The sequence below is a fragment of the Paenibacillus sp. MAEPY2 genome (genome assembly GCF_000499205.1).
GTDB lineage: Bacteria > Bacillota > Bacilli > Paenibacillales > Paenibacillaceae > Paenibacillus > Paenibacillus vandeheii.
Genome location: NZ_AWUK01000001.1, coordinates 86,272 through 112,934, shown reverse-complemented (window position 1 = coordinate 112,934; position 26,663 = coordinate 86,272). Strand labels below are relative to the sequence as shown.

The 26,663-nt window shown below is 47.1% G+C and carries 26 protein-coding genes; 5 read left to right on the top strand and 21 right to left on the bottom strand.

Annotation, left to right across the window (positions count from 1 at the left end; all coding sequences use genetic code 11):
- Positions 1-18: 18 nt before the first annotated feature.
- The 8 genes from P364_RS0100715 to P364_RS0100680 all read right to left on the bottom strand — a co-directional run bounded on the left by P364_RS0100715 (position 19) and on the right by P364_RS0100680 (position 11,873).
- Entirely contained in the window at positions 19-918 is a 900-nt protein-coding gene (locus tag P364_RS0100715; RefSeq protein WP_024628254.1) for a carbohydrate ABC transporter permease, read from the bottom strand.
- On the bottom strand, positions 915-3,500 hold the full coding sequence (locus P364_RS0100710) for a DUF5696 domain-containing protein (protein ID WP_024628253.1): 2,586 nt from the start codon (positions 3,498-3,500) through the stop codon (positions 915-917). The genes P364_RS0100715 and P364_RS0100710 overlap by 4 nt, the downstream gene beginning before the upstream one ends.
- 14 nt (positions 3,501-3,514) lie before the next feature.
- A complete protein-coding gene (locus tag P364_RS0100705) occupies positions 3,515-4,135 on the bottom strand; it encodes a YIP1 family protein (protein ID WP_024628252.1) in 621 nt (206 codons plus the stop codon).
- On the bottom strand, positions 4,116-5,582 hold the full coding sequence (locus P364_RS0100700; protein ID WP_024628251.1) for an NHL repeat-containing protein: 1,467 nt from the start codon (positions 5,580-5,582) through the stop codon (positions 4,116-4,118). Before P364_RS0100700 ends, P364_RS0100705 begins: the two co-directional genes overlap by 20 nt.
- Before the next feature lie 11 nt (positions 5,583-5,593).
- A complete protein-coding gene (locus P364_RS0100695) occupies positions 5,594-6,457 on the bottom strand; it encodes a carbohydrate ABC transporter permease (protein WP_024628250.1) in 864 nt (287 codons plus the stop codon).
- A 2-nt stretch (positions 6,458-6,459) separates the two neighbouring features.
- Positions 6,460-7,371, bottom strand: coding sequence for a carbohydrate ABC transporter permease (locus P364_RS0100690; protein ID WP_029880624.1), 912 nt, complete (start codon positions 7,369-7,371; stop codon positions 6,460-6,462).
- A gap of 75 nt (positions 7,372-7,446) precedes the next feature.
- Positions 7,447-10,374: an extracellular solute-binding protein gene (locus P364_RS0100685; RefSeq protein WP_024628248.1), complete on the bottom strand. Its 2,928-nt coding sequence runs from the start codon at positions 10,372-10,374 to the stop codon at positions 7,447-7,449.
- A gap of 116 nt (positions 10,375-10,490) precedes the next feature.
- Positions 10,491-11,873: an extracellular solute-binding protein gene (locus P364_RS0100680; protein WP_029880623.1), complete on the bottom strand. Its 1,383-nt coding sequence runs from the start codon at positions 11,871-11,873 to the stop codon at positions 10,491-10,493.
- Between the two features lie 518 nt (positions 11,874-12,391).
- Here P364_RS0100680 and P364_RS0100675 point away from each other — a divergent pair.
- Positions 12,392-13,432, top strand: a complete 1,041-nt coding sequence (locus tag P364_RS0100675; protein WP_236642156.1) for a LacI family DNA-binding transcriptional regulator — start codon at positions 12,392-12,394, stop codon at positions 13,430-13,432.
- 107 nt (positions 13,433-13,539) lie between these two features.
- Here the strand turns inward: P364_RS0100675 and P364_RS0100670 are convergent, their stop codons facing one another.
- Positions 13,540-14,718, bottom strand: a complete 1,179-nt coding sequence (locus P364_RS0100670) for a DUF4272 domain-containing protein (protein WP_024628245.1) — start codon at positions 14,716-14,718, stop codon at positions 13,540-13,542.
- Positions 14,719-14,931: 213 nt separating this feature from the next.
- The gene (locus P364_RS0100665) at positions 14,932-16,152 is read right to left on the bottom strand and encodes an RtcB family protein (RefSeq protein WP_029880622.1); all 1,221 of its coding nucleotides are present in this window, start codon (positions 16,150-16,152) and stop codon (positions 14,932-14,934) included.
- 295 nt (positions 16,153-16,447) lie between these two features.
- Here P364_RS0100665 and P364_RS0100660 point away from each other — a divergent pair, with 295 nt between their 5' ends.
- From P364_RS0100660 to P364_RS0100650, 3 genes are read left to right on the top strand one after another with little or no spacing between them, the layout of a single operon-like run.
- Positions 16,448-16,954, top strand: coding sequence for a DUF6773 family protein (locus P364_RS0100660; protein WP_024628243.1), 507 nt, complete (start codon positions 16,448-16,450; stop codon positions 16,952-16,954).
- A gap of 21 nt (positions 16,955-16,975) precedes the next feature.
- Positions 16,976-17,179, top strand: a complete 204-nt coding sequence (locus tag P364_RS0100655; protein WP_024628242.1) for a helix-turn-helix transcriptional regulator — start codon at positions 16,976-16,978, stop codon at positions 17,177-17,179.
- A gap of 60 nt (positions 17,180-17,239) precedes the next feature.
- On the top strand, positions 17,240-18,697 hold the full coding sequence (locus tag P364_RS0100650; RefSeq protein WP_024628241.1) for an erythromycin esterase family protein: 1,458 nt from the start codon (positions 17,240-17,242) through the stop codon (positions 18,695-18,697).
- Positions 18,698-18,842: 145 nt separating this feature from the next.
- Here P364_RS0100650 and P364_RS0100645 read toward each other — a convergent pair whose 3' ends face one another.
- From P364_RS0100645 to P364_RS34955, 9 genes are all read right to left on the bottom strand, one after another.
- Complete coding sequence (locus tag P364_RS0100645; protein WP_024628240.1) at positions 18,843-19,280, bottom strand: GNAT family N-acetyltransferase; 438 nt, start codon at positions 19,278-19,280, stop codon at positions 18,843-18,845.
- Positions 19,281-19,321: 41 nt separating this feature from the next.
- Entirely contained in the window at positions 19,322-19,747 is a 426-nt protein-coding gene (locus P364_RS0100640) for a GNAT family N-acetyltransferase (protein ID WP_024628239.1), read from the bottom strand.
- Between the two features lie 19 nt (positions 19,748-19,766).
- Positions 19,767-20,252, bottom strand: a complete 486-nt coding sequence (locus P364_RS0100635) for a GNAT family N-acetyltransferase (RefSeq protein ID WP_024628238.1) — start codon at positions 20,250-20,252, stop codon at positions 19,767-19,769.
- 203 nt (positions 20,253-20,455) lie between these two features.
- Complete coding sequence (locus P364_RS34960; RefSeq protein ID WP_236642157.1) at positions 20,456-21,088, bottom strand: SDR family NAD(P)-dependent oxidoreductase; 633 nt, start codon at positions 21,086-21,088, stop codon at positions 20,456-20,458.
- 142 nt (positions 21,089-21,230) lie between these two features.
- A complete protein-coding gene (locus P364_RS0100625; protein ID WP_024628237.1) occupies positions 21,231-21,950 on the bottom strand; it encodes a class I SAM-dependent methyltransferase in 720 nt (239 codons plus the stop codon).
- Between the two features lie 257 nt (positions 21,951-22,207).
- Complete coding sequence (locus P364_RS0100620) at positions 22,208-22,714, bottom strand: GNAT family N-acetyltransferase (protein ID WP_029880621.1); 507 nt, start codon at positions 22,712-22,714, stop codon at positions 22,208-22,210.
- Between the two features lie 36 nt (positions 22,715-22,750).
- The gene (locus tag P364_RS0100615) at positions 22,751-23,275 is read right to left on the bottom strand and encodes a YfiT family bacillithiol transferase (protein ID WP_024628235.1); all 525 of its coding nucleotides are present in this window, start codon (positions 23,273-23,275) and stop codon (positions 22,751-22,753) included.
- Between the two features lie 49 nt (positions 23,276-23,324).
- Complete coding sequence (locus P364_RS0100610) at positions 23,325-23,864, bottom strand: GNAT family N-acetyltransferase (RefSeq protein ID WP_024628234.1); 540 nt, start codon at positions 23,862-23,864, stop codon at positions 23,325-23,327.
- Positions 23,865-24,197: 333 nt separating this feature from the next.
- On the bottom strand, positions 24,198-24,713 hold the full coding sequence (locus tag P364_RS34955) for a class I SAM-dependent methyltransferase (protein ID WP_236642161.1): 516 nt from the start codon (positions 24,711-24,713) through the stop codon (positions 24,198-24,200).
- Positions 24,714-24,940: 227 nt separating this feature from the next.
- Here P364_RS34955 and P364_RS0100595 point away from each other — a divergent pair, with 227 nt between their 5' ends.
- Positions 24,941-25,714, top strand: coding sequence for a sporulation protein (locus P364_RS0100595; protein WP_024628233.1), 774 nt, complete (start codon positions 24,941-24,943; stop codon positions 25,712-25,714).
- A 98-nt stretch (positions 25,715-25,812) separates the two neighbouring features.
- Here the strand turns inward: P364_RS0100595 and P364_RS0100590 are convergent, their stop codons facing one another.
- A complete protein-coding gene (locus tag P364_RS0100590; protein WP_024628232.1) occupies positions 25,813-26,100 on the bottom strand; it encodes a hypothetical protein in 288 nt (95 codons plus the stop codon).
- 12 nt (positions 26,101-26,112) lie between these two features.
- Positions 26,113-26,649 (bottom strand): AAA family ATPase, encoded by a 537-nt coding sequence (locus tag P364_RS0100585; protein WP_024628231.1) that lies wholly within the window; start codon positions 26,647-26,649, stop codon positions 26,113-26,115.
- Positions 26,650-26,663 lie beyond the last annotated feature (14 nt).

The window sequence follows — 26,663 nt, the reverse complement described above, 5'->3', positions numbered from 1 at the left end:
TTCAACGTTCGTTAACTTTCAGTTATAATGAACCCGCCGTGACAGTACCCATCCGACAACAACCAATACCAGACCGATGACCAGGGTGTACAGCCAGGACATGGCCGAGCTTAAGCCGAAGTTCTGGGTTTTGAACGCCGTCTGATAGATGGCCTCGGTCACCGGACTGCCTGCGAAGGAATCAATGATGGTATAGATAACATTTGTCAGGATCAATGGACTCACCATCGGAAACGTAATTTTCCAGAATGATTCATAAGCCGTTGCGCCTTCAATTTTGGCCACTTCGTACATGGAACCTGGTACCGATTGCAGCGCAGCAAGGAAGATCAGAATCTGTACGCCAGAGCTGCTGACAATATTGTAAATGCGCATAATGGCTTCCACGATATAATCGACATAAGCCATGGGCAGTCCCACATCATTCAGCATTCGCACCATTGAAATGACGTTGAAAGAGGCTCCCCCTTCGGTAGACGATTCAATCGCACTGGCGTCCCCCATCAGATTGATCAACCCTGCGGACTCAGCCGCTGCCACCGCACTGGAGGCTAGTATCACCGGCAGGAAGAAGATGGCACGCGCCATCGTTCTGCCCTTGAAATTCTGGTTAAGCAGGGTCGCTGTAAACAGACTGAAGAACAGAATCATGGGCACATTCAGCAGCATCGCTCCAACCGAATCCACCAAGATCCGGTTAAATGTAGCATCGACTAGAATGGCATCCTTAAAATTTTTCAATCCTACAAAATCCAGTACATATCCTCCTGGGGCAACCGACAGATTGTTCAAACTGAACCGGATCGATTGCAGCAGCGGCGTGGCGAACAGGAAGATGAAACCAATCAGCCAAGGCGAAATAAATGCAAGTCCAAGCAGCGCTCTCCTGGATTTCAGCGATAAACGAAGGGTTCTCATCGGTTCACTCCTTCCACTGCATAGTCCGCCCCGCCAACGGTAATCCCATCCATCGTTACTGGATCGTCCGTGTAATTGATCAAGATAGATGCACCGCCACTGTAAGTGACTCGTACAACACCTTCCTGAACTCGTTCATGCTCGGTTATTGGCTGGTTCCTCAAATTCCCTAATACCTCATTTGCTTCCTTGTATAATGCAGCTGCGTCATCTACCCAATAGGCAAAGTCAGTGGCATATGCCGAATCATAACTGGTCAGTTTCAGCTGGGATGATGGTTCATACGTCCATTGAAACTGCGGTGCTGAGCCCAGCTCCAGACTGCGAAGCAGCTGTTTGCGCAGATCCTGATCTCCTGAAGTATTCATTGCGGAAGCAGCGTAATCCATGTATCCATGAATGACCATCTCATAAAAAGGAACTTCCTCATCGGTAATATTAAATTGGCTGGAGCCTGAGGGAGCGTCCACAATATGCTGCGTATATCCCCATGCATAGGCGTTAGCGGAGGATAACATCATATTTGGATACTCCTGCTGCAGCTTACCCAGCTGCTCCTTCACGATGTTCTTCGCGGTCTCCCGGTGGATGACACGACGATCGCGATAATCCGAACTTAACACCTGCCCGAGATCACGCAGAGATAATGCGCTGAGCTCCAGTTTATTGATTTTCCCGGCAAACTCGCTCACCACATACGGCAGCTTGGCAGCCGACAACAGATAATAACTGTCTTTGCTCTGATCCATCCGGTTGAGGGCTGGACTGTAGGGATACAATTCAGCTGTCTCCTTGGTTACAAATCGCGCTGCATCGGAGGAGGGAGCAAAGTTCCAATCGTCGTGATAAATACGCTGGAACGCCACATCAGGGAATAACGCTCCGCCAGATTGTTTCAGTTGTTCAGACAAATCATACAGCTCGGACCGAGTGCCCACTTCACTGTCCAGCTTGACCTGGGTGGGTGTATGGTGACTGAAACCTCCGCCAAACCACCCCTGATACCGCATCTGCACGCGATTCACACCCTCCTGCTGCAGCTTGGCAGCCATTTCGGTCGCTTGTTCATATGTCGTCATTGCCAATGTGGTCCGATAAGGTACACCCAGGAATGAAGCTTTTTTGTCCACTGCACCTAACGCATCCACGTAAAAAGGCAATGCCGACTCGGCTTCCAGCGGTTTCAGTACGTTCTGCCCCACCAATTGCTGCTGATACAAGCGAGCCATGCCGGAATAGCTGGCATCTTTGCCGTTGAGGAAATGGTATCGCACCTGAATATCCCCACGGAACGGTTCCTCGCTCAATAGCTGAATCTCCTGCATCTTTTGTGAGGTATACATCTCCAGCTCATCCTCACCCCGCAGGGAGAACGTGCCGTAGACATGGTTGTAACTATTTTGCCTGCCTCCAATATCTGCTGAGATGCTGGCCATACCGTCCCCTTTTTCAATCACGGCAAACCAGGCATGTTCACCGTTCTTCAAACCAAAGACAGGCATATGGACAGATTCACTGACCTGCGGGCGACTGAGTGAATTGTCATTCGGATCTGCACCGTACACACGCTGTACGTACTGCTCCTCCTTGACCTTTCCGTTATTCAGATGGATAAGACTGCCTGAACCGTCAGGTACAAACATATAACCTTCACCTTTCGTATCCGCGGCACCAAAGTAAGCGAGCAGATCGATATTGCGAATGCGGTATTGTCCGTTCTCTTTCACTTGACTTAGCGGCACGGTTACAACCAGCGAGCCTTGATCCAGCCGATATTCCACCGGAATGACGAAGCTCGGCTTATCCGATGTGCCCCCGCCTTCGACTCCATTTTCCTTATTGTCAAAAGCAAGATCGTCTGCGGTGTACCCCGCCGCCTCAAAGGCATCCAGCATCTTGTTCAGCACAAGCTGCTTTGAGATCTGTCCATCCAACCGTTCCAGCACATCCGGGTTGGTTTTGGTTGGATAATAACGAGCAGATGTATATCTTGCCACTGTGGCATCCAGTTTCGAAAGAACCTTTTCCTCCAGACGCTGTTTGCTGATCAGTTTGGGCAGGGCATCAATGCCGAGCGAGGTATCCCCAAGCGTGTATGTAACGCGAATGCCCTGATCCACATTGACGGCGGCGAACTGTTTGTTGCTGATACTGGAGCTAAAGTTTGGAAAGTTCTCCAGCGTACCGATCGCATCCCGAAATGACACGTTCAGCTGGGAGGACAGCACTTCCTTTTCATAAGCAGAAGCAAGACCGTCCGCAGACCTTTCCTTCGGATTGCTGTACCATATCTGCCCACTCGCTGCATCACGAACGGCAATTTCCGTCGTTTCCTCGTTGTAATACAGCGCCAGTTCCTGATCTTCTTCGACCAGTCGCATACCCGGCACACCCTGTGAAGAATCAGTGAGGAATTGCAGTGACTCCGTCTCGGTTGATACAGCCTCTGTTGTTGCTTCAAGATAAGCCGCTGCTTCCACGGCAGGTACTCCCCTGTTATTGATATACAGCAGTCCAGCCGCAATCAGGATCACAGCAGCACCACTGGCCAGCACCGTATATATTCGTTGCCTTTTGTTCACGGATGCCGCCTCCTTTAGGTCCGAAAAATCAACTCACGATAGATGTTGTAACCGAATTCATATAGCTGCTGCAACATGCTGAACACCAGTGCCCCGAGGAACACAATAATGCCCATGACAATTACTGTTAGCAGCATCGTCAGGATCGTTTTGATCACGGTGTACTGGTGTACCGTCATCGTGCCAATGAAGAGCAGCAGCAGAAACCAGAAGAACGCGATACTATTAAACAAATAATAAAAAGCCGTCTCTTCCTGTACCATAAACCGGCTGATAATAATCATCGGGATATAGATCAAAATAATCGGAATGAGTGAGTATCCTGTTGCGAGAAAAATCTCCCTGAACTTTCCTTCACCTTCCATCAGGGTGGTTACCGCCCAATTGGCTATGCACCAAAGAAAGAACGGCACTGCAACCGTTGACATCTCCCCTATGCTGTTGATTGTGCGAGGATCGATGTAATTCACAAGAAACCCCGCGTATTGTTTTTGCAAAATCATCATGATGATAGTAAGCGCCAGTGCACCAAAAGCAACGGTCAACTTGCCTCGCTGATCCGACTTGATATCCCAGAATGCATCAATGGGGTGAAAAATGATATGCAGCGGAAACCTAATGTAATCCTGCTTCACGGTCAATCTGCCTCCTCCGTCTCCATTTAACCGCCACTCGGACCAGGATCAGCATGAAAATCAGTGCGATGGCAAGCGTCAGAAAGGTGCCGAAATGCTCCTTCATCATCTCTCGCCGATATCTTTTGAACGCGACAGAGTAACTTTTGCGATCCATACCCAGTTCGAAGTAACCCAGAGCTTCCTCGTTTTTCTTCTCCATTAGCAAGGATTTGCCGATACCGATATAGGCGATATCATAGTTCGCGTTCAGCTTCAGCACTTCTTTCCAAATATGAACAGCCTCCGTATCCTCACCCTGATAATGAAGGGCAATCGCCTCATTCACGCTGGCTCCAAACCGTGTTGGCTCATAGACAACCAGATTGCTTTTCCCTCGATCCAGTACCAGTTGATGATCCCCGGATTGTTCCATGGCGACTGGTGTTTTGAGCGTTCCCACTTGATTTCCTTTGCCTCCATATACGTAGAGCAGATGACCTTCATCATCGTAAGTAAACACACGATTCTGTGTCGCATCGAGAACACTGTATATACCGTTGCCCATTACCTTCACATCAATCAGTTTGGACGGACCCGGGTTATTACGGAATCGGATATCTCCTTTGACTTCAAAGTAACCAAATCTCTTCAGCACATCCTCGCCGGATGGATTGAGACGTTTAATCGGTTCACTGGAACCCGGGTCGATATTGGTCGCATACACGAACCCTTTGGCGTCGATATCCACATTGGAAAACTCGGTCGGTACAAACAAAACCATCTGCGCCCGCTGGGCTTTGGTTGAGAGCATCCGCCAAATGTATTCGCCGTAGTCGCGTTCCACCTTGTTCGTACCGACGTATCCGATGAATTGCCCATGCTCGTCAAACTGCATAATTCCTTCGTACACACCCTGGGCAATTACATACACCCGGCCTACCCGATCCACCGTCAATTTCAGCGGTTGGAACTGAAAATGGGTCGCGAGGATATCGGACTCCGGCTTCGTAATGGTATGGATCAGCTGGCCTTCCGCATCCAGGACAACCACGCGGCTGTTCCCTGTATCAGCGATGTATACTCGCTCCTCTTCGTCTACGAATAATCCACCTGGAGCATTAAAGCTCTCCTTGCTGCCGTCCATCATAAATCCTTCGATCACCCGCAGCAGCTTATATTTCTCGTCCAGCACAACAATTCGGCTGTTGCCACTATCCAAAATATAAATCTGCCCGGAGGCAGAGACGTTCACATCAGCGGGGTCCTTAAATCCACCAATGCCCAGGTCGCTGCCCGAAATAGTTCGCTGAGGCAGGTAGGCATCCGGTGAAGGAACAGCCTCTTTCCAGTAGTTGTAGTTATAGCTCTCATACGGCGCCGGGGAGGCCGCCGCAGGCACGGCATTCACCAGCAGCAGCGATACTGCCGCCAGGAGAACAAGCCATCTTTTCACTGTGCGTGCCATATCGTTCCCCCTTATTCCTTCATGCCCGAGCTCGCCATCGTCTCAATGATGCGGCTCTGTGAGAAAATAAACAGTGTGATGGGTACACTCATCAAAATAAGCGCCACCGCAGCACCTGCCCCGGCCCGGGATATCCCGCCCTGAATGATCTGACCCGCCGCATAATGCAAGGTCTTGAGCTGTTCACTGTAGATGTATCCATTGCCATCACTGCCCCACAGCATCTGGAACAACAGAATGATCAAGGTGAGCCAGGCTGGTTTTACATTTGGCATAACAATGGACCAGAAAATCCGATATTCACTCGCACCGTCAATTTTGGCTGCTTCCAGCAACGCATCCGGGATCTGCTCCATGAACTGTTTCATCAGATACAGACCTAATGAATAGGCGAATGCCGGAATAATGACGGCCCAATATGTGTCAATCCAGCCCAGCCATGACATGATCATATAGTTGGGAATGGCCGTCACGGCGGGTGTGAACATCAGGGAAAGCACAACGACCTGAAACATGAACACTTTGCCGGGAAATTTGTGCTTGGCGAGCGGGTACGCCGCTGCCGAAGCAAGCAGCACATGGCCCACGATGCCAATGCCCGTAATAAATACCGTGTTGAATATATATCGTGAGAACGGAACCCACGAGTCACTCAGCAGATTCAGCAAATCAGTGAAATTGCTGAACGTTGGATTTTTGACAAATAGTGTTGGTGGAAAAGTAAAAATCTCATCCAGCGGTTTGAATGCATTATTAATCGCATAGATCAGCGGCAGCACCATGAAAGCACCAAATACGAGCAGAAGGACAAACAGGGAGATGCTTCCTGATAAAGAGCGGTTTACCCGCTTTTTGCCTGTGGCAATTGCAGCCATAGCTATTCTCCCACCCTTCGAAGCAGTTTCTGTACCAGCAGGTTGGTGCCCACCATAATCATGAACAGTACGGTTGCAATCGCCGAAGCGTATCCCATTTCAAACCGTGTTGTACCAAAGTCGATCAAATGGGTTACTACCGTCTCTGCTGCATAGTTCACACTCGGGAACCCGGCCAGGGCAATGGAGACATCGGCCACGGCAAACGAGGTTGTGAGTTGAATGACCGCACCGAACATCAGCTGTGGGCGCATCGAAGGCAAGGTAATATACCAAAGCTCCTGCCAGCGATTTTTGATTCCATCTACTGCGCCTGCCTCATATAACGTCCGGTCTACGGTCTGCAAACCGGCAATAAAAGCCAGAAAGCCTGTGCCAAGACTCAGCCACAATTGCACCAGAATGAGGATTGGCATAATGTAGGCTTCCGTTTTCAACCACTGAATTGGCTCCAGCAGAAATCCCCATTTAATCAGCAGTCCATTGGCTATCCCATAGCGATCCCCCGAGAAAATCATGAGCCAGATAAAATAGACATTCCCCGAAATGGATGGGGCATAGAAGATCAGCGTCATGAACGCTCTCCATCTGGGTGTTAATTCATTAATAATCCACGCAAATACGAAACAGGCAATATAACTGATGGGTCCGGTAATAATGGCAAACAGCAACGTATTTTTGATAGCAATCAGAAATACGTCATCCTCCAGAAACAGCCGGGTATAGTTCTGCCAGCCAATAAACCGCGGAAACTCCAGCATGTTGAAGTAGGTGAAGCTGAGTATGATGGAGATGACCACCGGAATTACAGTGAACATGATGAACAGAATCATGTAGGGAGCGAGCAGTACATAGGAATGTTTGCTGGCCTTCATTTCCTTGAGCTTCCAGGACCACCATGATTTCATACCCATGCCTGGTGTTTTCTCAGGAGGACTGTTTTGTCCATCTCGGAGTGATATTTGTGACACTGTTAACCCTCCCTCTGCTTACGGAAGACCAAATTCATTACGCTTGATCCGAATCTCGTCCTGAATATACTGGGTGTAATCCATGATGGATTCCCTGGCTTCCACTTGGCCCACAACCGTCTTGTAAAATGCATTGAACAGATGGCGTCCGGTAAAATAACCGCCCGGCACCTCGGGAATGCCCTTCACCGTCTCGAATTGTGCCTTCAGATTCGCATAATCCTCAGCAGGCCACGGTAGTGAATCAAGTGCCTTGATGTTTGCCGTCGGATAACGCGCAGCCGCACCCATTAGCCCTTCCATCTCGCGACCAAACTCGGCTTGAACCGGTGTACTGGTCCACCATTTCATGAACTCCCACGCGGCTTCCTGATCCTTGGCGCTTTCCAGCATCATGACCGCGCTGCCGCCACCCGGAACGTCCCGATTCAATGTTCCATCCGGCTGCACCGTCCCCGGAATCGGAACAAATCCCCATAATCCACGGATCTCCGGTGCAAATACGGACAACTGGTTATACATCGTGTAATCTGTCAGACCAATCGGCATCTGTCCTGTTCGGAAACGGTTGGCAAAGTCGTATTCCCGCTCCAGCTTGTAATCGGTATAAAATTCTGTCCATTTCTTAAATGTCTCAATACCAATGCGTGAATCCAGATCCGATTCCTTGCCGTCATTCCGGTAGAAGGAGCCGCCGTTCTGGAGCAGCATCGTGGCATACTGCGAGTTAGGTGGGATGTTCACACCCTGCATGTTGGCCTGGGCCACTACCGGCATGCCAAATTCCATATGATTTTTGCTCAGAATCGCGAGCATGCTCTCGACCTCATCCCACGTTTGAGGAACTTCAAGCCCCAGCTCTGCAAGCACGTCTTTACGGTAAAACAACATATTAAAGGTCTGTGTCTCCGGCAAGGCGTATACACCAGAATCATAAGCGTACGGTACGATGGCACTGTCTCTAAACTCCTGTTCCACCGCGCTATAGTCACTGAACTGGGTGAGATCCACAGCCGAGTTCCGCATGGCAAAGTTCACGGGCAGATCATTGCCGATCTGCATCGCGACACCCGGTCCTTCCCCCGATAAAGTGGCCGGCAACAGCGTACCCATGTTGACCAGCTTCAAATTGACGTTAATCCCGCTCTCCGATGTAAATGTCTCATCAATCATCGCTTTCATCGTATTCGCCTGATCCCGGCCACTGCCGATCCAGACCGTCACCGTGCGCTGATCCTCTGATGTGGCTACGTTCCCGATCTGGTTGTAATCAATGAAGAACGAATGATAGAATGTCTTCGCTTCATGACCGAGCTTCGCCAGTGGACCCATACCTGTTCCGGGAATACTGCTGTCTAATGAAGCTACATAGAGGGCATCAATTTCAAGCGGCTGCTCGCGAGCCTGCTGCACCCAAGTCCCCAGTCCGCCCGTGTTGGTTTTGTAAGCGGCAAGTCTTCTCGGAATGGTATCCGGTTTATCGATCATTTCATCCAATTGTTGGGCCATCGTTTGGATCAACGCTTCCTGATCGCTGGACTGTCCTGACAGGAGACGAAGTTGCCCTGCCACTTCCTTCAGACGTTTGCTTTCTCCGCTGAACACTTCCAGGAGATTCGGAATCTGCTTCTCCACCCGATAATCCCGGAATTCATCCGGCTTGGTGCCAGTAATCATCAGGATTCTCCGGTACATGGAGTTCAGGTTGTACAGGCTGTCCTCCACATTGCGAATAAGTGGCGCGAAGTCGCCTAGGCTGTTCTCCATCCGAATGACATGTTTGCCTTTATCCAACTGAAACTTGTAAGCTTCCTCACCGCCCAGCACATCAATGCGATAATCACTTTGGTAACGGAACGGCGCCTTCGTCATCTCTGCAAACGGAATCTCGCCATCGATGGTCAGCTTGCGCGTGGAATAGATGCCTTTGACAAAATTTTGCTGAGCGGTAAAACCGATATGATACAGTCCACTCTCCGGCACATCCACTTCCCATTCAATCCACTGTCCTGGCAGTCGCCAGTTAAAGCCGCCAATCGTATTCATACGCACCCGGGAAGCGCTGTACGGAGATACGGCTGAACTTGATCTTTCATTGGCTGGATATAGCGTAGGTGAAGATTTGGCAACAGCCGCTTCCCCTTCAATTCGGATGAGCACATCCTTAGGCTGATCGGAATAGTCCGTCTGCTGCGCCCCTGCGGTATCTGCATAAGGAACGGCTGGTTTCTCATTGAATAGCCGTATCGATCGAATCACCATGGGTTCGCGCGAGGATTTCAGCGTTAACGTGTGCTCTCCCTTTTCCAGATAGAACTTGAATGGAGCCTGTTCGTACCCGTCCGAGTCCTGAAATGTTTCCTCCATCCAGCGGGGCTTCTCCACTTGTTTTGGGCGAAGATCATTGCCCTGATTATCCTGTTCAACGGCTTGCTTTTCATTGCCCCATACCCGATCAAATTGCAAATAGGCGGCTTCCGTAAACGGAAGTTCACCGTCAATATACAATGCACGCTCAATTGCGGAACTCTTGCCTTCTACGGGAAAATAGACAGCAGAGAGGTTGTACAGCCCGGTTTCCGGCACATCAACGACCCAGTCGATCTCGCATGTCTCCCCGGTATGAAGCGATATACCTGGCTTGCCCTCATAATCATTCAGCTTGCGTACCTCTTCACCCTCTACCCGTATGTAGTCTCCTGCTTCAATGGTCATGTCCACATTCGGTAATGAGGCCTGGCCTGCTTGGGACAGATATTGTTCATATCCGTTCTTCTGCCTCGTCTGCTGCAAGATGGCATCCACCTCAATAGCAGGCAAACTGCCAGAAGGCACAACTGCACTCTTTACACCTGCACCGGAAGTAAGCAAAAGTATGACGCAGGCTGCCGCTGCTGCAATGACTATAGGCAGGATCCATTTCTTTCGTTGTAGAATTCCAGCCATCCTACGAGCCCTCCTCATCAAGGCTGATGCCAGCAATGCCTATTCGGTGATACAGAAAAAGAGGTACCCGTGCGCGAGCCCGGACACGAGGCACCCCTGTCTGAATCATGCCGGTGTTATGGTTTGCCAAGCTTATCAACAGCGGCTTGTGCCTGTGCTTTATACTTTTCGGCTGTTGCCGTAACGGAAGCATTGTTTTTGATAATGTCGTTTACATAGTCACCGATTGGATAACCCGCATAGGCGTCATCCAGCAGGATACGGCCCGTTCCCGCGATATGCTCGCGAATCATGGCGATGTCCTTCTCGTCGGTATAACGACTTTCCAGGTAATCCTGACCTGGGTACTCTTCAATTTGCGGGATGTCGAAAGTCTCTTCATAGATTTTGTATACGATTTTAGGATCTTCCACACCTTTTGGAATGAATTTGGCTGAGGCCGCGTTGTTGGCGTATGTTACATCCTTGTTGCCCTGAGGGCCGTTCGGGATCGGTACGACTCCAGCAGCAAAGGTGATATCGCCCAGTTGCCATTCCGCAGCAGTGAACAAGGCCACATCTCCATCCTTGAACGTGTTGCTTTCCTCCCAGTTCGTTTTGTCGCCTGTTTTGACTTTCACGACATTCTCCACGTTATACAGGCGTTTGACGAATTCGGCAGCTTCAATCGTTTTCGGATCAGATAATCCTTCTTTCGAGTGCTCGTCATCTACGATCGTGCCGCCATTGGCTGCAGTAAAGTGACGAAGCGCGTCAATGGCCCAGCCGGAGAAACCGTATACGTCCATTTTCCCGTCGTTGTCCGTATCTTTGGTCGCCTGTTTCGCCAGCTCCATGAATTTATCCCAATTCCATTCGCCTTTGTTATACAGCTCCTGAGGATCAGGCAACGACAGCTTCTTGAACAAGTCACGGTTGTAGTGAAGTCCCAGACCGATGCTGGTCGGAGAATCAAATGCGTAGTAGTTGCCTGTTATAGCAGGATATTTCGCGATCAGGTTTGCCTCTTGGTTGATGTTATTCTCGGCTGTGGTGAATTCGGAGATAGGCAGCAGCTGCCCTTTGAGGATGGCGGGTAGTGCGGATTTGTATTCCATCTGAACGATGTCTGCGAAAGGTTCGCCAGCCAGCGCAGTCGTTGTGAATTTGTTCATGTACTCTTCGAATGGCACATTCACGAACTCGATTTTTACGTTGTATTTCTTCTCGACTTCAGCAATTTTATCCAGTCTCGCTTTATCCGATGCGGTCTCCCCTGCTGGCTTCAGATCCCACCAGGCCGCAACCTTGATGACACGTCCACCCAAATCCGGTACATCGACTGCCAATTCTTCCGTTCCACCTTCTTTGTCTGTCTCGGCGGTTCCAGTTCCAGTGCTGCTGCCTGAATTGGTTGTTTCATCAGTACTCGGCTGAGCTGTCCCACCACCACTGCAAGCGGATACAAAAAGCATTACGCCCAATAACATGAGCGGCAAAATATTCCATTTTCTAATCATGAATGTAACAACCTCCCCGAATGTGTATAAAATCATGCTCTGACATAATCTCCTGACTCCCAATCCCCCTAATGAAATCCGATGACCACCACCATTTGTTATTTTATTGTTTGGTTTTGACAAACAAAATTTAACATAGCACAATGTAAGCGTCAACATTTTTATTGTTAACATTTTCTATTTATTCTGATAAAATGCTGTTATATCGCTTAAACCCTTTTGAAATAGCATATTATTCAGATATCACTCTAAGTACATTTATGTTCAAAACGAAAATCACTTTTCTTATTTTGTTATTTTAAAAAATAACAAAAAGATAATTACTCATTCAAAATTCTTTCTTTTCTCCTGAACCATGTCCATCACCGAGGTCTATTTCCGTCGTTTCATAGTATGGGACACTAACATTTTAACTTCTCCAGCCGTTATTAGATTAAGAGAAATACATCATGATATACTAGAATCAGCTTTATTGAGCAATGTAAGGAATACGGCAGAAATACGAGTGTAAGGATGGTATGATGAAGACGAAGGTAACTATTCAGGAAATTGCACATTTTACAGGTCTGTCGAAATTTGCGGTCTCACGAGCACTGTCCGGAAAATCAGGTGTTAGTGAACAGACACGGGATGTTATTCTCAAGGCCGCTGGCAAGCTTGGATATTTCAAAGATAACAGCATGTTATCTGGTGATATGTATAGCAGCAATGAGCTTCAGGACCCGCAGAACACACGGTGGAGTGGAACCATTTTGATTTTGTTTCCCAATGTTCGTTATCAGAATCAGGATTCCGTATACTGGGGGCCTGTCTTTAACGGCATATCATCCCGACTGAATCAGAAAGGCATCAATATCCTCACCCTGACAGAGCCTTCTGCGGATCAATTGTTCACATTACTGAACCCGGATGCCATTCGGGGCATTATTACGGTGGGTTCCATCACGACACCCATTTTGCTTGAAATCAAGCGTCTGGGCATTCCCGTCGTCTTGGTGGATCATCTGGACCCCGTTTTTCACAGCGACAGTATTTTCACCGACAATTTTGCATCCATGCGTGACATTATGCTCTATCTTCTGCGCAAGGGATTCAAACGGTTTCAGTTTGTTGGAAATACCAGTGATGCTCACAGCTTCTATGAACGCTGGGTGGCCTATACTTCAGTATTAATGGGACATGGATTGAATCTGAATCAGATCCCGGAACTGAACAGCCCGGATGTGGATGACTTCCGTAAGACATTTACTTCGGTCATTAATGAAGAGAACTTGCCTGAGGTTTTTGTTTGTGCGAATGACTTCTTTGCGCTCTACACCATTGAAGCCCTGGAGAGTATGGGCATTCGCGTACCCGATCAGTGTGTAGTCACCGGTTTCGATAATGTGTACGACAATATACCGGTACTCGCCACGGTGAATGTAAACAAGGAGTTGCTTGGTGCACGTGCAGTGGACCAGATGTTATGGCGTATTGTGAACCCGGAGAGTAACGTAGAGAAAAAGCTGATTCTCGCAGATGTTATGATTCGGGAACAATACGGCAGACATAGCGGATAAACGGTAAGGTACCAAGAGAAGCCAAAACACCCCCATAACCAGTGTTCGCCTGGCTTGGGGGTATTTGAGTTTGGATGTCATATAAAAATAGATTCTAAGAGTCCATGCTACGTATCTGTCCGCACTTCATCCCAGTCCTGATCCAGATAACAGATCAGCCAGTTCAGGGCACGGTGACGTTCGTAGGCCACTCCGCCATTGAGACTCGCTGGAGGTATTTGTTCCTTCACACGACTGTTCACACACACCCAGTTATACCGGTAAATTAGGTCCGCTGCGTCCAAAATCTCGCTTTTGGAGCGAAACCGTGCCCCGGCTACAAAGGCTTCAACATCGTCACATTGCTGCAAATATCCTACATCCTGTCCCACGTTGCACAGACTTACCGGAGCTCCAAGCTCCTTGACGTAGCCAAGTGCCCATAACATGACATGATAAGCTTCATATCCCCATGAAAAGGATATAATCTCCTGATGTTCTGCCCCATGCTGCTCCACAAATCTTCTCTCCACAGGTGAAAAGAATGAAGCTGCATCATACTTGTCGATTACTTCCTGGACCAGTGCCGCTGTATCTTCTGCGCTTTCACCGGCTCCAAGACATTCACCCTTGAGAGCTGCAATACAGAGGGCTACCGCACGCTCTGCCACTTCTTGAACATTACGGATCGTTGTATGCTCATCCCCCGCTCTTGCAGGCAGATGAACATTGAATGGCATTCCTTGCTCTGTTAGAAGCTGCTCGGAGCGTTCTTTGCGCAGAGTTGCAGATTGCGACGGTGGTCTGACATCATCCAGGAAACTGGCGTGCGCTGTCACTTTGTAATCCTCTACTTCGGATTCTCCGTTGACATCCAGCAGCAGCTGACCTTGCGGATTCAGTAGGGAGCCACCACCCCAGAAGATGACTGCATCGAGGGCGTCGGCCAGATGTAATAACTCATTGAAGAACTCCTCGGAGATGTCCTCTTCCGTCTCGATGCCAACAACCATATTTAGTGTAGAGCATTTAATTAGTACCTTTTCCTGTAGCGAAGCATTCTTTCCCTCAATCTGACTCAGAAAGCCCAGCATCCCCTGAATCATTGTGGTAAATTCTTCAGGGTGGGTCTGGCTGGTCATGATATTGAAGCCCTTCGTTTTCTTACCGAACAGCTTCTTGTGAGTGACTTGAATGTGGGTTTTATCTTCTTTACGCTCAATGGTATCCTCAGGGTATATGGATTGAATCATTTCAAACAATTGATCCAGATCAAACTGGGAGCTGTATATTGCACAATTTCTCATGAGGTTCACCTTCTTCTTTTTATATAAGTTCAACTAACGATATTTACACCGGCACTCCAATGACAGAACAACCTTCCGATCGCTGTTATCCCCAGATTTTTTTGATTCCTTTTTCAATTGTGAAAATCCAGGGATAAAGGCGAACACTTCGCTTCTTCAGGTTATTTCTGTCCTCTCCGTTATTGTGTAAATGTTTAGTTGAACATATATAATTTAGTCCTTATATGGATCGATTTCATTGCCTCCGGCCATTGCGACACCCACGGGGCGCAGGATATGGTTAATTTTCAAGGTATGAGCATGCGCATTCAGCACGTCCTGCAGCTTCTTGTACACAAATGGACTTTCATCCGTTCCTGCACCTCTCAGCTCCACACCATAGGCCCGAATTGCCGCCTGCATCTGTTCTTCGCTAATCTCACCACCCATACGGGTACGCAGCTTGTAATTCATTTTGCCAGCCGCCTGGGTTCGGCTCATAGTGCGCCCTGCACCATGCACGGTACTGCGAAACGACTCGGTATTCTCCTCGCTGTGAATTCCCTCCACGATTACCGAGATATCTCCCATGCTGCCTCCCACAAACCCAAGCTGACCCGGTGCCAGCGGCGTTGCTCCTTTGCGGACCACCACGACTTCTTCGCCCATATGCTGTTCTTTCCAGGCAAAGTTATGATGGTTATGAACCGAATACTCCGCACTCGCACCCAGAATACCGAGAACCTGTTCAATCACATAATCTCGGCCTGCATACGCATATCGGCCAGCCAGAGTCATCCCGTCCCAATACATATCACCCATTTCACTCTTAAGGTCAAACAATGTCGGTGGTTGATCCATCGATTCTCCCGGCGCTTTACCACTGAACTTACGTCCGGCAGCCAAATTCAGAAAACCACTCGCAACCTTGTGACCTAAGCCGCGGCTGCCAAAGTGATTTGCAATCCATACTTTACCCGTTGCCTCTTCCACAAAAATATCTACAAAATGATTGCCGCTGCCCACTGTCCCGAGCTGGTTGCGCGCGAGTGTCTTCAACTTGTGCTGTAATCCAGGCTCAATGGAATCAAACAGCTTCCAGCTGGCATCATCGAACAGCTCATGCTCCACAGGTGTTGGATTGTTGCGACCTACGCCGAAGGATATGGTCGAATTAATATCATCCATAATAACAGCAATCTGATCCCGGATATCATCCCACATCAGGTTGGTTCGTACGGCCTTGTTACCGCAGGCAATATCATATCCAACCCCTGACGGACTGATCATGTTCCGGTAGGCGACTACGCCCCCGATAGGCTGTGAGTACCCTTTGTGATGGTCTGCCATTAGTGCCACGCCTAGTACATCACCATGCTGCGAGCAAGTCACCGCTTGACTTACTGCATTCTCCAGCGGTTCCCCCCAGACTTTAATGTTATCTACGATACGCATGATATGGTTAACCTCCTGTCTTATACAAACACTTTGTATATATTACCAAAAAATATGCCATATGGGCAGTAAATCACTTCCTGCTGGAGGATACACATTGCCCCTTCAATTGCATCCCCTCTACCTCTCGTTAACATTATCATATAATCTGAGATTGTTTAATTTTATTGCATTGTATTTTATACTGAACAAAATGACATATATATATTGCAAAAAGACTCAAATAGTATTATCATGAAGACCATAGGGAATATTTCCCACATGTACAGAAATCTTTATAAAGGAGAGGTCCAGCATGAAATGGTTCAAAAAAAGCGGCAATCAGGATGAGCGTATCGTCCATCTAAAAAACAAGGTGTACAAGGAAGCTTACATGTTAATCATGTGTATCTGTGGCATCTCCCTCATAATCAAAAGCTTTCTCAATTGGGAATCTTCCTCCATGCTGACGGAATTGATTGTGCTTCTCTCAGGAAGTATCTATTCCGGAGTTCGTTCCGTCATGCTGGGCATTTATTCGGATGAAGTTGAAGTCCATGATCAGACGAGCAAGATCTCATATAACCTGCGCAGTGTGATCACGGGTTTAATTATCGGCCTTTCGATTGCTTTGTTCATGGGCATAAGAAGTTCCGTTTTGTTTGCGGAAACGACATCTGAGAAGTGGTGGTTTTTCTTCCTGGTTTTTATTACTGCACTGCTGCTTTACATTCCGTTCTTTGCGGGATTCAATGTCATCGTTCATCACTTTGCAAACAAGGCGAGTCAAAAAGCAGCGCGTAAAGATCAGTGGGATTCATAGAAAGGTACAAGGGTGAGTGGCATGAAAAATATACGATTAAAAGTCGCCCGGGTAGAAAAGGATCTGTCACAGGACGACCTGGCACGGATCGTTGGTGTATCGAGACAAACCATTGGTCTCATCGAACTGGGAAAGTATAACCCGTCCCTCAGCTTATGTATTGCCATATGCAAGGCTCTCTCAAGAACCCTGAATGACCTGTTCTGGGATGAGGGGCAGGAATAAGCCGGATGGTTCCAATACTGAATCATTTAGGATTACACACATGATGAAGGAGGTATTATTTTGACTTATTTCAGTAAAAGAAAAACGGGTGCTGTATTTGCACTGACTACAGCGATACTTGCGAGTTCGCTCTATCCAACAGGGCATGTAGGTGCGGCAGTAGGATCTACCATGGAAACCATACAAGGTCAGGTCACCCAAGTGCAATCCGCGAAAACATCGGATGAGAAAATTGCAGAATGGAACGAATGGGCCAAAGATCATGCGTATCGACTGGATAGCATCCAGCCTGTGAAGACAGGTCAAGAGCCAGATTCCTTTTCGGATCTGAATATGCTGAAGCCTCTACTGTATGACAAGCGAATTGTATTTCTGGGCGAAAGCTCCCATGGGGTTGCCGAATTTAATCTGGCGAAGACCCGGCTAATCCAGTTTTTGCATCAGGAAATGGGATACAATGTTCTTGCCTTTGAGAGCGGTCTCTCCAACACATCGCTGGCCAATGCAACGATAACACAGCAAAGTCCGGAGCATACAATGAAAAACTCCATCTTTGGTGTCTGGTGGTCTAAGGAAATAACGCCCTTGTTCGATTATCTCAAAGCTAACGCACAAACCGAACAGCCTCTGATCCTGACCGGTTTCGACATGCAACTTCAATTCCCGTTGTTGGACGGTAACTGGCTGAAGGATCAAAAGCTCGCCAAGCGTCTCGCACAAACGGAACAAAAACTGTCCGAATTCTCCGCAGGAACGGATCTGAAAGCCTACCGCGCTGAGAAAAATGAAATCATCCAGGTATACAAAGATGTCCTTCAATCCCTGAAAACCGAAGCGAACCAGACTCATCTGCAAAAAGAATACCCGAACCAACCGAAACTTGCCATGCTGCTGGAGCGAAGCCTCAATGACCGAATTCGTGTCGCGAGGGAATATGTCGATCTTTCGATCCGTTCAATGGCGGAAATGAATGAAGGCAAACTGGAGTCATTTATTGATTCAATGGAATGGCGCGATCAGGCGATGCATGACAATCTCATGTGGCTCGCTACCGAAGTATATCCAAACGAAAAGTTCATCGTATGGGGACATAATGATCACATCCGTAAAGCGCAAAGCGAAGTAATGGGCTCCCCCTATCCAATAGCTCTGATGGGAGAAAAACTTTCGAAGGAAATGAAACAATCAAGTTATGTGATTGGATTGTATGCATCCAGCGGTCAAACGGCTGATAATGCCCGCGAACTTCATGCCGTTGAGCCAGCGGAACCCGGCTCCATTGAAGGAATTATGTCAGCGACCAATGCAAAGTACAGCTTCTTGGATATGCGGTATCAGAGCAGAGAAACAGGGAACTCCTGGATGTTCGAACCACGATTTGCATACAGCTGGGGCATATACCCTGAGAGCTTTGTCCCACGCGATCAGTATGACGGCATTTTAATGATTGACGATGTTCATCCACCGCAATATATCCGATCATCCTCATCTGGTTCCAAAGAACAAAGTAAGGAATAAATACAAAAAGAGAGCTGCCAGCTCTCTTTTTGTTTTCCATTTCACATGTCTACTTACCCTGATTGACCGCCCCAGAACACCCACCCACGTCGACGTGTTTCCTAATCACACTCCCTATTCTCCGTCACGAAAACAGGAAAATTTGTCAATTAAAATGCTTCCGGTAACCCTGAACCTTCTCATCCTTAAAGCCCAGTTTTTCATAGAAAATATGAGCCTCTTTGCGCTGATCGCCAGACACCAGAATCATATATTCACAACCCAGATCTCTCGCAATGTGCTCAATCTGAAGCATAAGCTTCTGACCAATTCCCTGTCTGCGTACCCGATCGGATACAATTACATTTTCCACAACCATGAAGGGATTGCACTGACCCGCCAGATCCATACATTCAATGCCCATAACCGATCCGGCCAATTCCCCGTTGTAAAATGCCCCGAGTACATGGTAGTGTCCATTTTGCTGGATATAGTGAAACATCTTCTGCATCTGCTGTTCATTGGTCGGTGTACCCATCAACTCGTTGTATAGCTTGCTTAGCTCCGGTAAATCTTCAAGTTCAATTGCTCTAATGGTAACCATGATAACCCTCCTGATTTTTGTCCTATTTCACATATGCTGCCTTAAGTTAGGTCCTTCTTAAAATAATAATGGCGGTGTCCGGTCGGTGCATTCTCGATCGTTGTGATCAATTGATAGCCATGCTTCTTGTAAAATTCAGGTGCCTGATATGAGAATGTGTTCAGTTGAATGAAATCACAGGATTTCTCACGTGCAATACGTTCAATCTCACGTAGCAATTGGGAACCGTAACCTTGATGCCGCTGCTCTGCATCCACCCAAAGAATGTCGATCTCCAGCCAGTTCCAGCAAAGTGTACTGAGCACACCTGCAACAATCTCGCCGTCGTCATTTTTGATGTTAAAATTCAATTCTTCGTAACGATGCCTTAATTCCTCGCCCACATGCGCAGCATTAAATGCGATAAGTTGCTGGCGAACATATTCTGAATCCTCTGAAGTACTTGGATTGATGTTGATTTTGGACAATCTCTTCTCCCCCTTTTCGTCATGACTCCGTGGTAAATATCTGAATGGGACCGTCCCACTCTGGCTCTCTAACCTCTTGGTATTTATTATGGGTATAACGTGCAATGACCTTACGCCAGAAAATCTGAGCAGGCTCATTCGTCTCCATCTCCGCTACTTTCCATGTCCCGGGAAAAAGATTGAACACCTGAATGGCGGCTTGCGCGCCGATGCCCATCTTTCTGTATTTTTTCATTACAAAAAATTCTGCCATTTCGTATATGCTCATTCCCTGTTCACTCTCGATTTCACGAATCAATGCGAATCCGACCAATTGTCCTTCTACCCGGAACAAAAAAGGATGCCTGCCCGCTTCTGTCCAATAATGATCCAGATACACATACTCATACAACCCGTTTTCGTTGACGTCTTCCGGGTCATATTCAGTAAAATCATATTTGTACAATTCCATCAGGTTGCGCAATGTTGATTTATGTTGATACTCCGCTTTATGAATCGATAACATGAGATTGTTCCTTCTTTCCAGTTGATCATCATTTGACGCTGTCACTCGCAGCCGCATTCGTTTCTTGCATATTTTAACATGATCTTATTCCATATGACAGATTGTCAAACCAAGTGCGACAGTTCCTCTGTGAAAGATTCGTGAGCGGTTCTCCAACCCAAGCATTTTCGTGGTCTGTCTTTATGCAGCTTTTACAGGATATCCTATTGTTCCAACCGCTCCATTAATTGTTCTGCAACCACACTAGCAGACTGAAGCTGACCTGATTCATATACCTCATTGAATAACCCAGATAACGAAAACTCCTCTGCACTCTTTCCTCTTGCTACAGCCTGTAGCTCCGTATCTACCATCCCTGGATCGAATGCAATCACTTCGACGGGATTTGGTTGCCCGGATTGTTCCATCGCCACACATTGGGTGAACATGTTCATCCCGGCTTTGGAGGTACAGTAAGATGCCATCGAAGGTGCCGGATAACTTCCTGACCCGGACGATACATTGACAATTTTCCGCCGTGCGTTCAGGTGACTGGTCTGCTGTATAAAAGAGGAAGTCAGGATCATGGGTGCCGCCAAGCTGATATCCAGCTGTTGGCGGATTTCCTCTGCGATGCACTGATCGATCGGCTTCAACGGCTCAAGCATGGCTGCATTGTTAATGAGCCCGATGAATTCAACTTCTTGCGGCGGAATCTGTTCCAATATACTTGAGACAAGATCGTCGATGGTATGGATATCTGCAAGATCAAACTGAATATGCTTATAACGCTCGAAAGCTTCCTCCAAGCCAGACGTTCCACGTGCAATACCGTAGACGTAATCTCCCTTTTTCAATAAAAGTTCCGCGAGCTGTTTGCCAATCCCCCTTGGATGTGCCTGTAATAATAAAATACCTTTGTCCCATATGTTTCCTGCCTTTCTCTTGCTCCGTGCAAGATTGGTTGGATAATCAATTTATGATCCCCATGACTTCAGACTACACTTTGGGTTTTCTCCATAACGTCACCCATAGAATTGGCAAACCAAAACACTTATCATCCTGTCCCTTCGTCTTCATCGGGCGTAACTCCACGCATTCAAAAGGATCTTCAAACAAATAGCGAAGCTTGCCCTCCGTAAAAGCCAGACCGCCTTTCATCGACTTCTCACGGTATACCTCCCAATCGTCCAATACACTCTCCGGTCCACCTTGACCGCCAAATCCTGGAGCAAAGCAGGTCATCCCAAAATATCCTCCAGGTTTAAGTCCGTTGTGAATCATCTGTATGTAGGGAATTCGCTGATGTGGCAGCAGATGGTGAAGACAGCCCGAATCATACACGAGATCGTATTCTTCTTGTGGTGTAAGTTCAAATACCGATTTGCATTCAAAATTCACGTCAAGCTGTTCTTCCACTGCTCTTTCCTTGGCCCACGCAATGGCTGTCTCCGATAGATCATATGCATCAACCTTATAACCCTGACGTGTTAGATATATTGCATTTCTTCCCGGGCCACAACCGAGCTCCAATGCTTTGCCCCCAGATAATATTCCTGAGTTCACATGCGCTACCAGATTTTCATCCGGTTTGTTTAAAAAAAAGGGGATCGGCCGGTTCCGATCTTCATAGAACGGCTCCCAAAATTGCTTCGCTGATCTGAATTCGGCGTCAAGCATGTCATATAGATCCTGGACATTTTTAATCGTCTTCTCCATAACCACATTCCTCCTCGAATTCATACAAAGTATCCTATATATTCCCTCTTATGTATCGATCTCTTTCCCTTTAAACCGCCCGCTTCATCACGTTTTTTGCGCTAAATCTACTACCCTCTATTATAACATTTCCATCCAATATAACTCTATTTTTCTAGCCGAAAATGTTCTATTTACATGTTGAAAAAACGACTTTCAGAAGAAAGAAATCCTCTATCTCCCGGATGTCGTTTTAGTCATTTATATTCATGATTCGATCAGCTTAACTTCTTCGTTAGATATAACACCACATCGTCATCAATGATCGTTTCATCGCCCCACTTTAGATAACGATCAAGCTTGTGAATACCCTGACCATCCGGGATATATCCACGACGGACATATAGAATTTGAGCTTTTCCATAATCGGAGAACACCCCCACACCAATCCCGGCAGTATCAGTTCTCTCCCGAACCACTTCCTCTGCCCGGTCCATCAAACGTGATCCAATTCCCTGACGCTGATACTTAATCAGCACATTGAAATCATTAATTTCCGGAATGCCCTGTTTCCTGAACGACGGATAACAGGAATTCCACAATACATTCACGTAACCGGCAAAAACTCCATTAAGCTCAGCTACCAAAGTCACCCGTTCACCATTCTGCTGTTCTGCCAGATATTGAATGTACTGCTCTGCCGATTTGGCCCAGCCCTGTTCCTGAAAAGCCTGCGAAATTACCACCGGATCACTCTCATTCAAAAGCCGGATACGTATGTTCATCGGTGTATTCTCCTTAATAAGTTATTTATTTCAATGCTAGATTCCCAACCTGCTTCTTAGCGAGGTTATATGGGCAACATGGTGTCTTCCATGCCATGCATATACGCCCAGATTATAGTCCAGTCTAGTCGTTTCTTTGGATGCGGGATGATAAAAGGTTTTGGCATAGTCTGCATCTGTTAATGTGTTTAATAACGCTACCCAACGACGATGCAGAGCATCCAGGATTTGCAGTGAAAACTCGACGTCCAGCTCCCGTGAATCACTTAGTTCAGCCCACCGCTCTTCGTAATATGGTCTTATCGTAGGATTATCCTCCGTCAATGCCAGCTTAAAACGAACCATGCTGTTCATGTGGCTATCTGCCATATGGTGTATGACCTGTTTGAGCATCCAGCCACCTTCCCGGTAGGGTAACCTTAATTGATCTTCACTCAGTCCTTTGACCGCTTCGCGGGAACGCTCCGGCAACTCGGCAATATCCTGAATCCATTGCTTCCGCTGCTCTGGTGTGACCTCGCCTGTATGTTCAAATGATCCAATCGGGTATCTCAAATCCATCGATCATTCCTCCTTGGTTAAATGGCTTAAGCATGGTATATCGCGCTGCCTATCGGGCATACTCCATCAGCCAGCAGTCTCTCATCTGCCCTTCATGCAGCTCGTGTTCTGGTAACAGTCTGACCTTCCTGAAACCACACTTCTCGTAACAGGATATGGCTCGTTCGTTCCACGATTGCGGGTCCATAACTACTTTCCGGGCTTGCTTTTCGTTAACCAGATAGGCCAATATGGATTGTACCAGTTGTGTGCCAATACCGCGATTCCAGTAATCAGCCTCTCCGATAAACTGATCTGTTCCATAGATGATTTCATCTCTATCTCCATAACCATACTCATTTCGTTCTTCCTCCTCCAGTTCATAGAACTGGATATAGCCGATAGGTTTACCTTCGTATTCAACCATACAACGATGTGCAGTATCGTCTTGTCTATAAAAGTACTCTCTGACCAAATTCAGATCATGCGGCCGATCACGGCCTTCATAATATTGAAGCACAGCTGGGTCAGACAACCATCGAACAAGGTGCTGCTCATCTTGCTCATCCAATAAACGCACTGTAATTTCATTCAATTCATAGATTAGCATCACTCTGCATACTCCTTAATGATTTCCAGAGTCTCTCCCGAGACCCAGCTCAGATCCTTGCCCAATACTTTTTCCTGATGAACATAATAGATCATCGGTTGCCGAATCAATTCTGCCTCCTCACCCGCCCGTTAGCCAAAATATCGTACTCCTACGCATGTTTAAGTTTCCTTTCCTTTAACGCCTTACGGCCTTCCAGATATATTTGTGCTCACGCACAGCAATTCTCCTATCAATCCGATTTTCCTTCAGCTTCACTTGCAGCTGTTCATGGTACTCCGGTCGTGTGTAATCCGGGTTTCCGGGAATATCGGAAAGAAAGATAGCGAATTCTTATTCATCAGGAAAAACCATTATGGCCTCGTTGAATTCCTCAATCTCGATGTCTTCATACTGATTCGTGTGCAGCCTTTCCTGTATCTTGCTTACATCGTTATGAATGCCAAAGATCAAGCCACCCTTTCCTAGCAATCTCCCATGTTCAATAATGGACGTAGGTCCTCTTCGGTCATAGATCAGGTCGAACTGTTCGTCTTCGAAAGGCAAATCTGTCTTGGTTGTTGCGTAGACAAATTCAACATTTCCAGCGTCACTGGCCTCAAGCCCAGCTTGGGCAATACTCAGCAGTTCCTTCGAGTTGTCAAAACCCGTAATATGATTGGTATAGGCCGACATTTTTAATGTAAATTCACCATGACCACAACCCGCATCGAGCACGGATTTATGCTGAGGCAGCAACTGCATCAAGCGCGCTTCAAATACATCTTCTGCCGAATTACCCTCCCAGGTAAATACAGACCTGCCCTTGTATCCTCCGTTACGTCGTGCAATCATGTCATACCAATCCATGCCCAACAGATACACCTCCAGAAGAAAATCCCATATTAAACAACATTCGACACTGGCAAGTCGATTTTCCTGTTCGATAGATTATCTTTTTTCTCGTAAAAAGAGTTTTAATCATTCTCATCTTGTACTTGTTAAAATTTGAAACGCTTTTCTCACAGGCGCCGTATTAAGGTCGAAGTCGTATTTTTTCCACTTGGATAAACCAATAGGATGTGGAGGTTGAACGAATGTCTTTTTTTAAGAAAATGTTAGCCAGTGTAGGTGTTGGAGCAGCCAAAGTAAATACAGAATTACATACACCTGAGGTTACGCCTGGAGGAATCATCTCAGGGATCGTCTACATCGAGGGCGGAGAAGTAGAACAGAATGTAGACCGAATCTACCTTACGATCAAAACCCATTACATACGGGAGCACAATGATCGGAAAGTAAATGAAACGGCCGTTGTAGCCAAATATTTACTCACAGAAGGGTTCCTATTACAACCTGGAGCCAAACTGGAGAAATCCTTCTCATATGATCTGCCTGAAAATCTTCCAATTACACTGCATCGTGCAGAGGTATGGGTTGAAACAGGCCTTGATATTTCAAGCGCCGTGGACCCCTCAGACCGGGACAGACTACACGTAGTTCCTACCAAAGATATGAATACCGTGCTTGATGCAATTGATCTCCTTGGTTTTAAGTTACGTGAAGTGACCAACGACTATGCCCCAAAGCTTGGTGGCAATCTTCCCTTTGTACAGGAATTTGAATTCGTGCCAACGAGCAAGTTCCGCGGCTATCTGGATGAGCTGGAAGTACTGTTCTACCCGATGGGAGATTCAATGGAACTGCTGCTTCAGATTGACCGCCGCGCACGTGGGCTCGGTGGCATTTTCTCCGAAGCGATGGGTACGGATGAGAGCTTTGTTCGTCTGCATCTCTATGAGAGACATCTTGCACGGGGTGCACAATCGGTCGCCCAAGGACTGGAAGAAGTCATTTCCAAGCATTTATAATCTATTAAAAAATAACGAAAAAACAGTTCTTCTACCAGCTACCTCTGGTATAGAACTGTTTTTGTCTATGTTCTTCCTAATAAATAAACAAGCCTACTTCAAGAACGCTGTGTCCAGCGCTGCATCCCCGATCGAAGACCATAATATGCAGCAGCAAGCAAGAGGAATCCGACTGTAGCGATCAGAATGGAAGTGGTATCCCAACGGGCAATGAAGCCAAAAGCAACCTCGGACTGCAACATCGTGACGGATGAACCGTTGTTCATTTCAGGTACATGATTAAGCGTCATTAGCATACCTTGAACGACATTCCAAGCCATAAAACCTATTGTGAACAGCAAAGTTACCAACAGGGATTCCACACCTAATCGTTTGTTGATACTCATCTTTTTGCCTCCTCATTTACGGTCTGATAACACTTTGGAAATTATAAAATCCACCACATCATCTGTTGTTTGGTCGTCCGTTTGAATATACTCTTCAAAACGTGCTCCGTGGAATGCTTCGGCACACTTAACCGCTTGTATAAAAGTCCATCCACCAGGCTCATCCCCGCGCTTCAATAATCTCTCATGTAATGTTTCCATGGATGTCATCAGAGTGAAATGAAAAAGGTCAGCATCTAACTCTTTCAGACCCCGATGGATGTAATTGAACTGCTCTGACTTGTAGATGGTCATTGGAACAATCAGATGTTTGTTATACTTCTCCCTGATTTCACAGGCGACTTTCACGGTAAGGACTTTCCACAGCTCCATATCCTGAAAATCGTCCGTTTTCTCCTCTTCCATTTTCACGTCATCCACAATCAGATCTCTTAACATGTAACCAATCTCTTCCGGATCGTAGATCATGCTGTTCGGAATGTGCGACTGCAGCTTGGTAGCAGCAGAGGTTTTACCCGAGCCAAATGCCCCATTAATCATCACAATCATCGTAACACTCTCCT

Excerpts from the sequence above, each read along its gene's own strand:
- P364_RS0100665 (WP_029880622.1), bottom strand. The coding sequence starts at position 16,152 with ATGCGTATCGTAGATAACATTAAAGTCTGGGGGGAACCGCTGGAGAAT.
- P364_RS0100645 (WP_024628240.1), bottom strand. The coding sequence starts at position 19,280 with ATGGTTACCATTAGAGCAATTGAACTTGAAGATTTACCGGAGCTAAGC.
- P364_RS0100670 (WP_024628245.1), bottom strand. The coding sequence starts at position 14,718 with ATGAGAAATTGTGCAATATACAGCTCCCAGTTTGATCTGGATCAATTG.
- P364_RS0100675 (WP_236642156.1), top strand. The coding sequence starts at position 12,392 with ATGATGAAGACGAAGGTAACTATTCAGGAAATTGCACATTTTACAGGT.
- P364_RS0100595 (WP_024628233.1), top strand. The coding sequence starts at position 24,941 with ATGTCTTTTTTTAAGAAAATGTTAGCCAGTGTAGGTGTTGGAGCAGCC.
- P364_RS0100620 (WP_029880621.1), bottom strand. The coding sequence starts at position 22,714 with ATGAACATACGTATCCGGCTTTTGAATGAGAGTGATCCGGTGGTAATT.
- P364_RS0100610 (WP_024628234.1), bottom strand. The coding sequence starts at position 23,864 with ATGCTAATCTATGAATTGAATGAAATTACAGTGCGTTTATTGGATGAG.
- P364_RS0100660 (WP_024628243.1), top strand. The coding sequence starts at position 16,448 with ATGAAATGGTTCAAAAAAAGCGGCAATCAGGATGAGCGTATCGTCCAT.
- P364_RS0100700 (WP_024628251.1), bottom strand. The coding sequence starts at position 5,582 with ATGGCACGCACAGTGAAAAGATGGCTTGTTCTCCTGGCGGCAGTATCG.
- P364_RS0100585 (WP_024628231.1), bottom strand. The coding sequence starts at position 26,649 with ATGATTGTGATGATTAATGGGGCATTTGGCTCGGGTAAAACCTCTGCT.
- P364_RS0100695 (WP_024628250.1), bottom strand. The coding sequence starts at position 6,457 with ATGGCTGCAATTGCCACAGGCAAAAAGCGGGTAAACCGCTCTTTATCA.
- P364_RS0100615 (WP_024628235.1), bottom strand. The coding sequence starts at position 23,275 with ATGGATTTGAGATACCCGATTGGATCATTTGAACATACAGGCGAGGTC.
- P364_RS0100635 (WP_024628238.1), bottom strand. The coding sequence starts at position 20,252 with ATGTTATCGATTCATAAAGCGGAGTATCAACATAAATCAACATTGCGC.
- P364_RS0100590 (WP_024628232.1), bottom strand. The coding sequence starts at position 26,100 with ATGAGTATCAACAAACGATTAGGTGTGGAATCCCTGTTGGTAACTTTG.
- P364_RS34955 (WP_236642161.1), bottom strand. The coding sequence starts at position 24,713 with ATGGATTGGTATGACATGATTGCACGACGTAACGGAGGATACAAGGGC.
- P364_RS0100680 (WP_029880623.1), bottom strand. The coding sequence starts at position 11,873 with ATGATTAGAAAATGGAATATTTTGCCGCTCATGTTATTGGGCGTAATG.
- P364_RS0100685 (WP_024628248.1), bottom strand. The coding sequence starts at position 10,374 with ATGGCTGGAATTCTACAACGAAAGAAATGGATCCTGCCTATAGTCATT.
- P364_RS0100715 (WP_024628254.1), bottom strand. The coding sequence starts at position 918 with ATGAGAACCCTTCGTTTATCGCTGAAATCCAGGAGAGCGCTGCTTGGA.
- P364_RS0100655 (WP_024628242.1), top strand. The coding sequence starts at position 16,976 with ATGAAAAATATACGATTAAAAGTCGCCCGGGTAGAAAAGGATCTGTCA.
- P364_RS0100625 (WP_024628237.1), bottom strand. The coding sequence starts at position 21,950 with ATGGAGAAGACGATTAAAAATGTCCAGGATCTATATGACATGCTTGAC.
- P364_RS0100690 (WP_029880624.1), bottom strand. The coding sequence starts at position 7,371 with ATGGGTATGAAATCATGGTGGTCCTGGAAGCTCAAGGAAATGAAGGCC.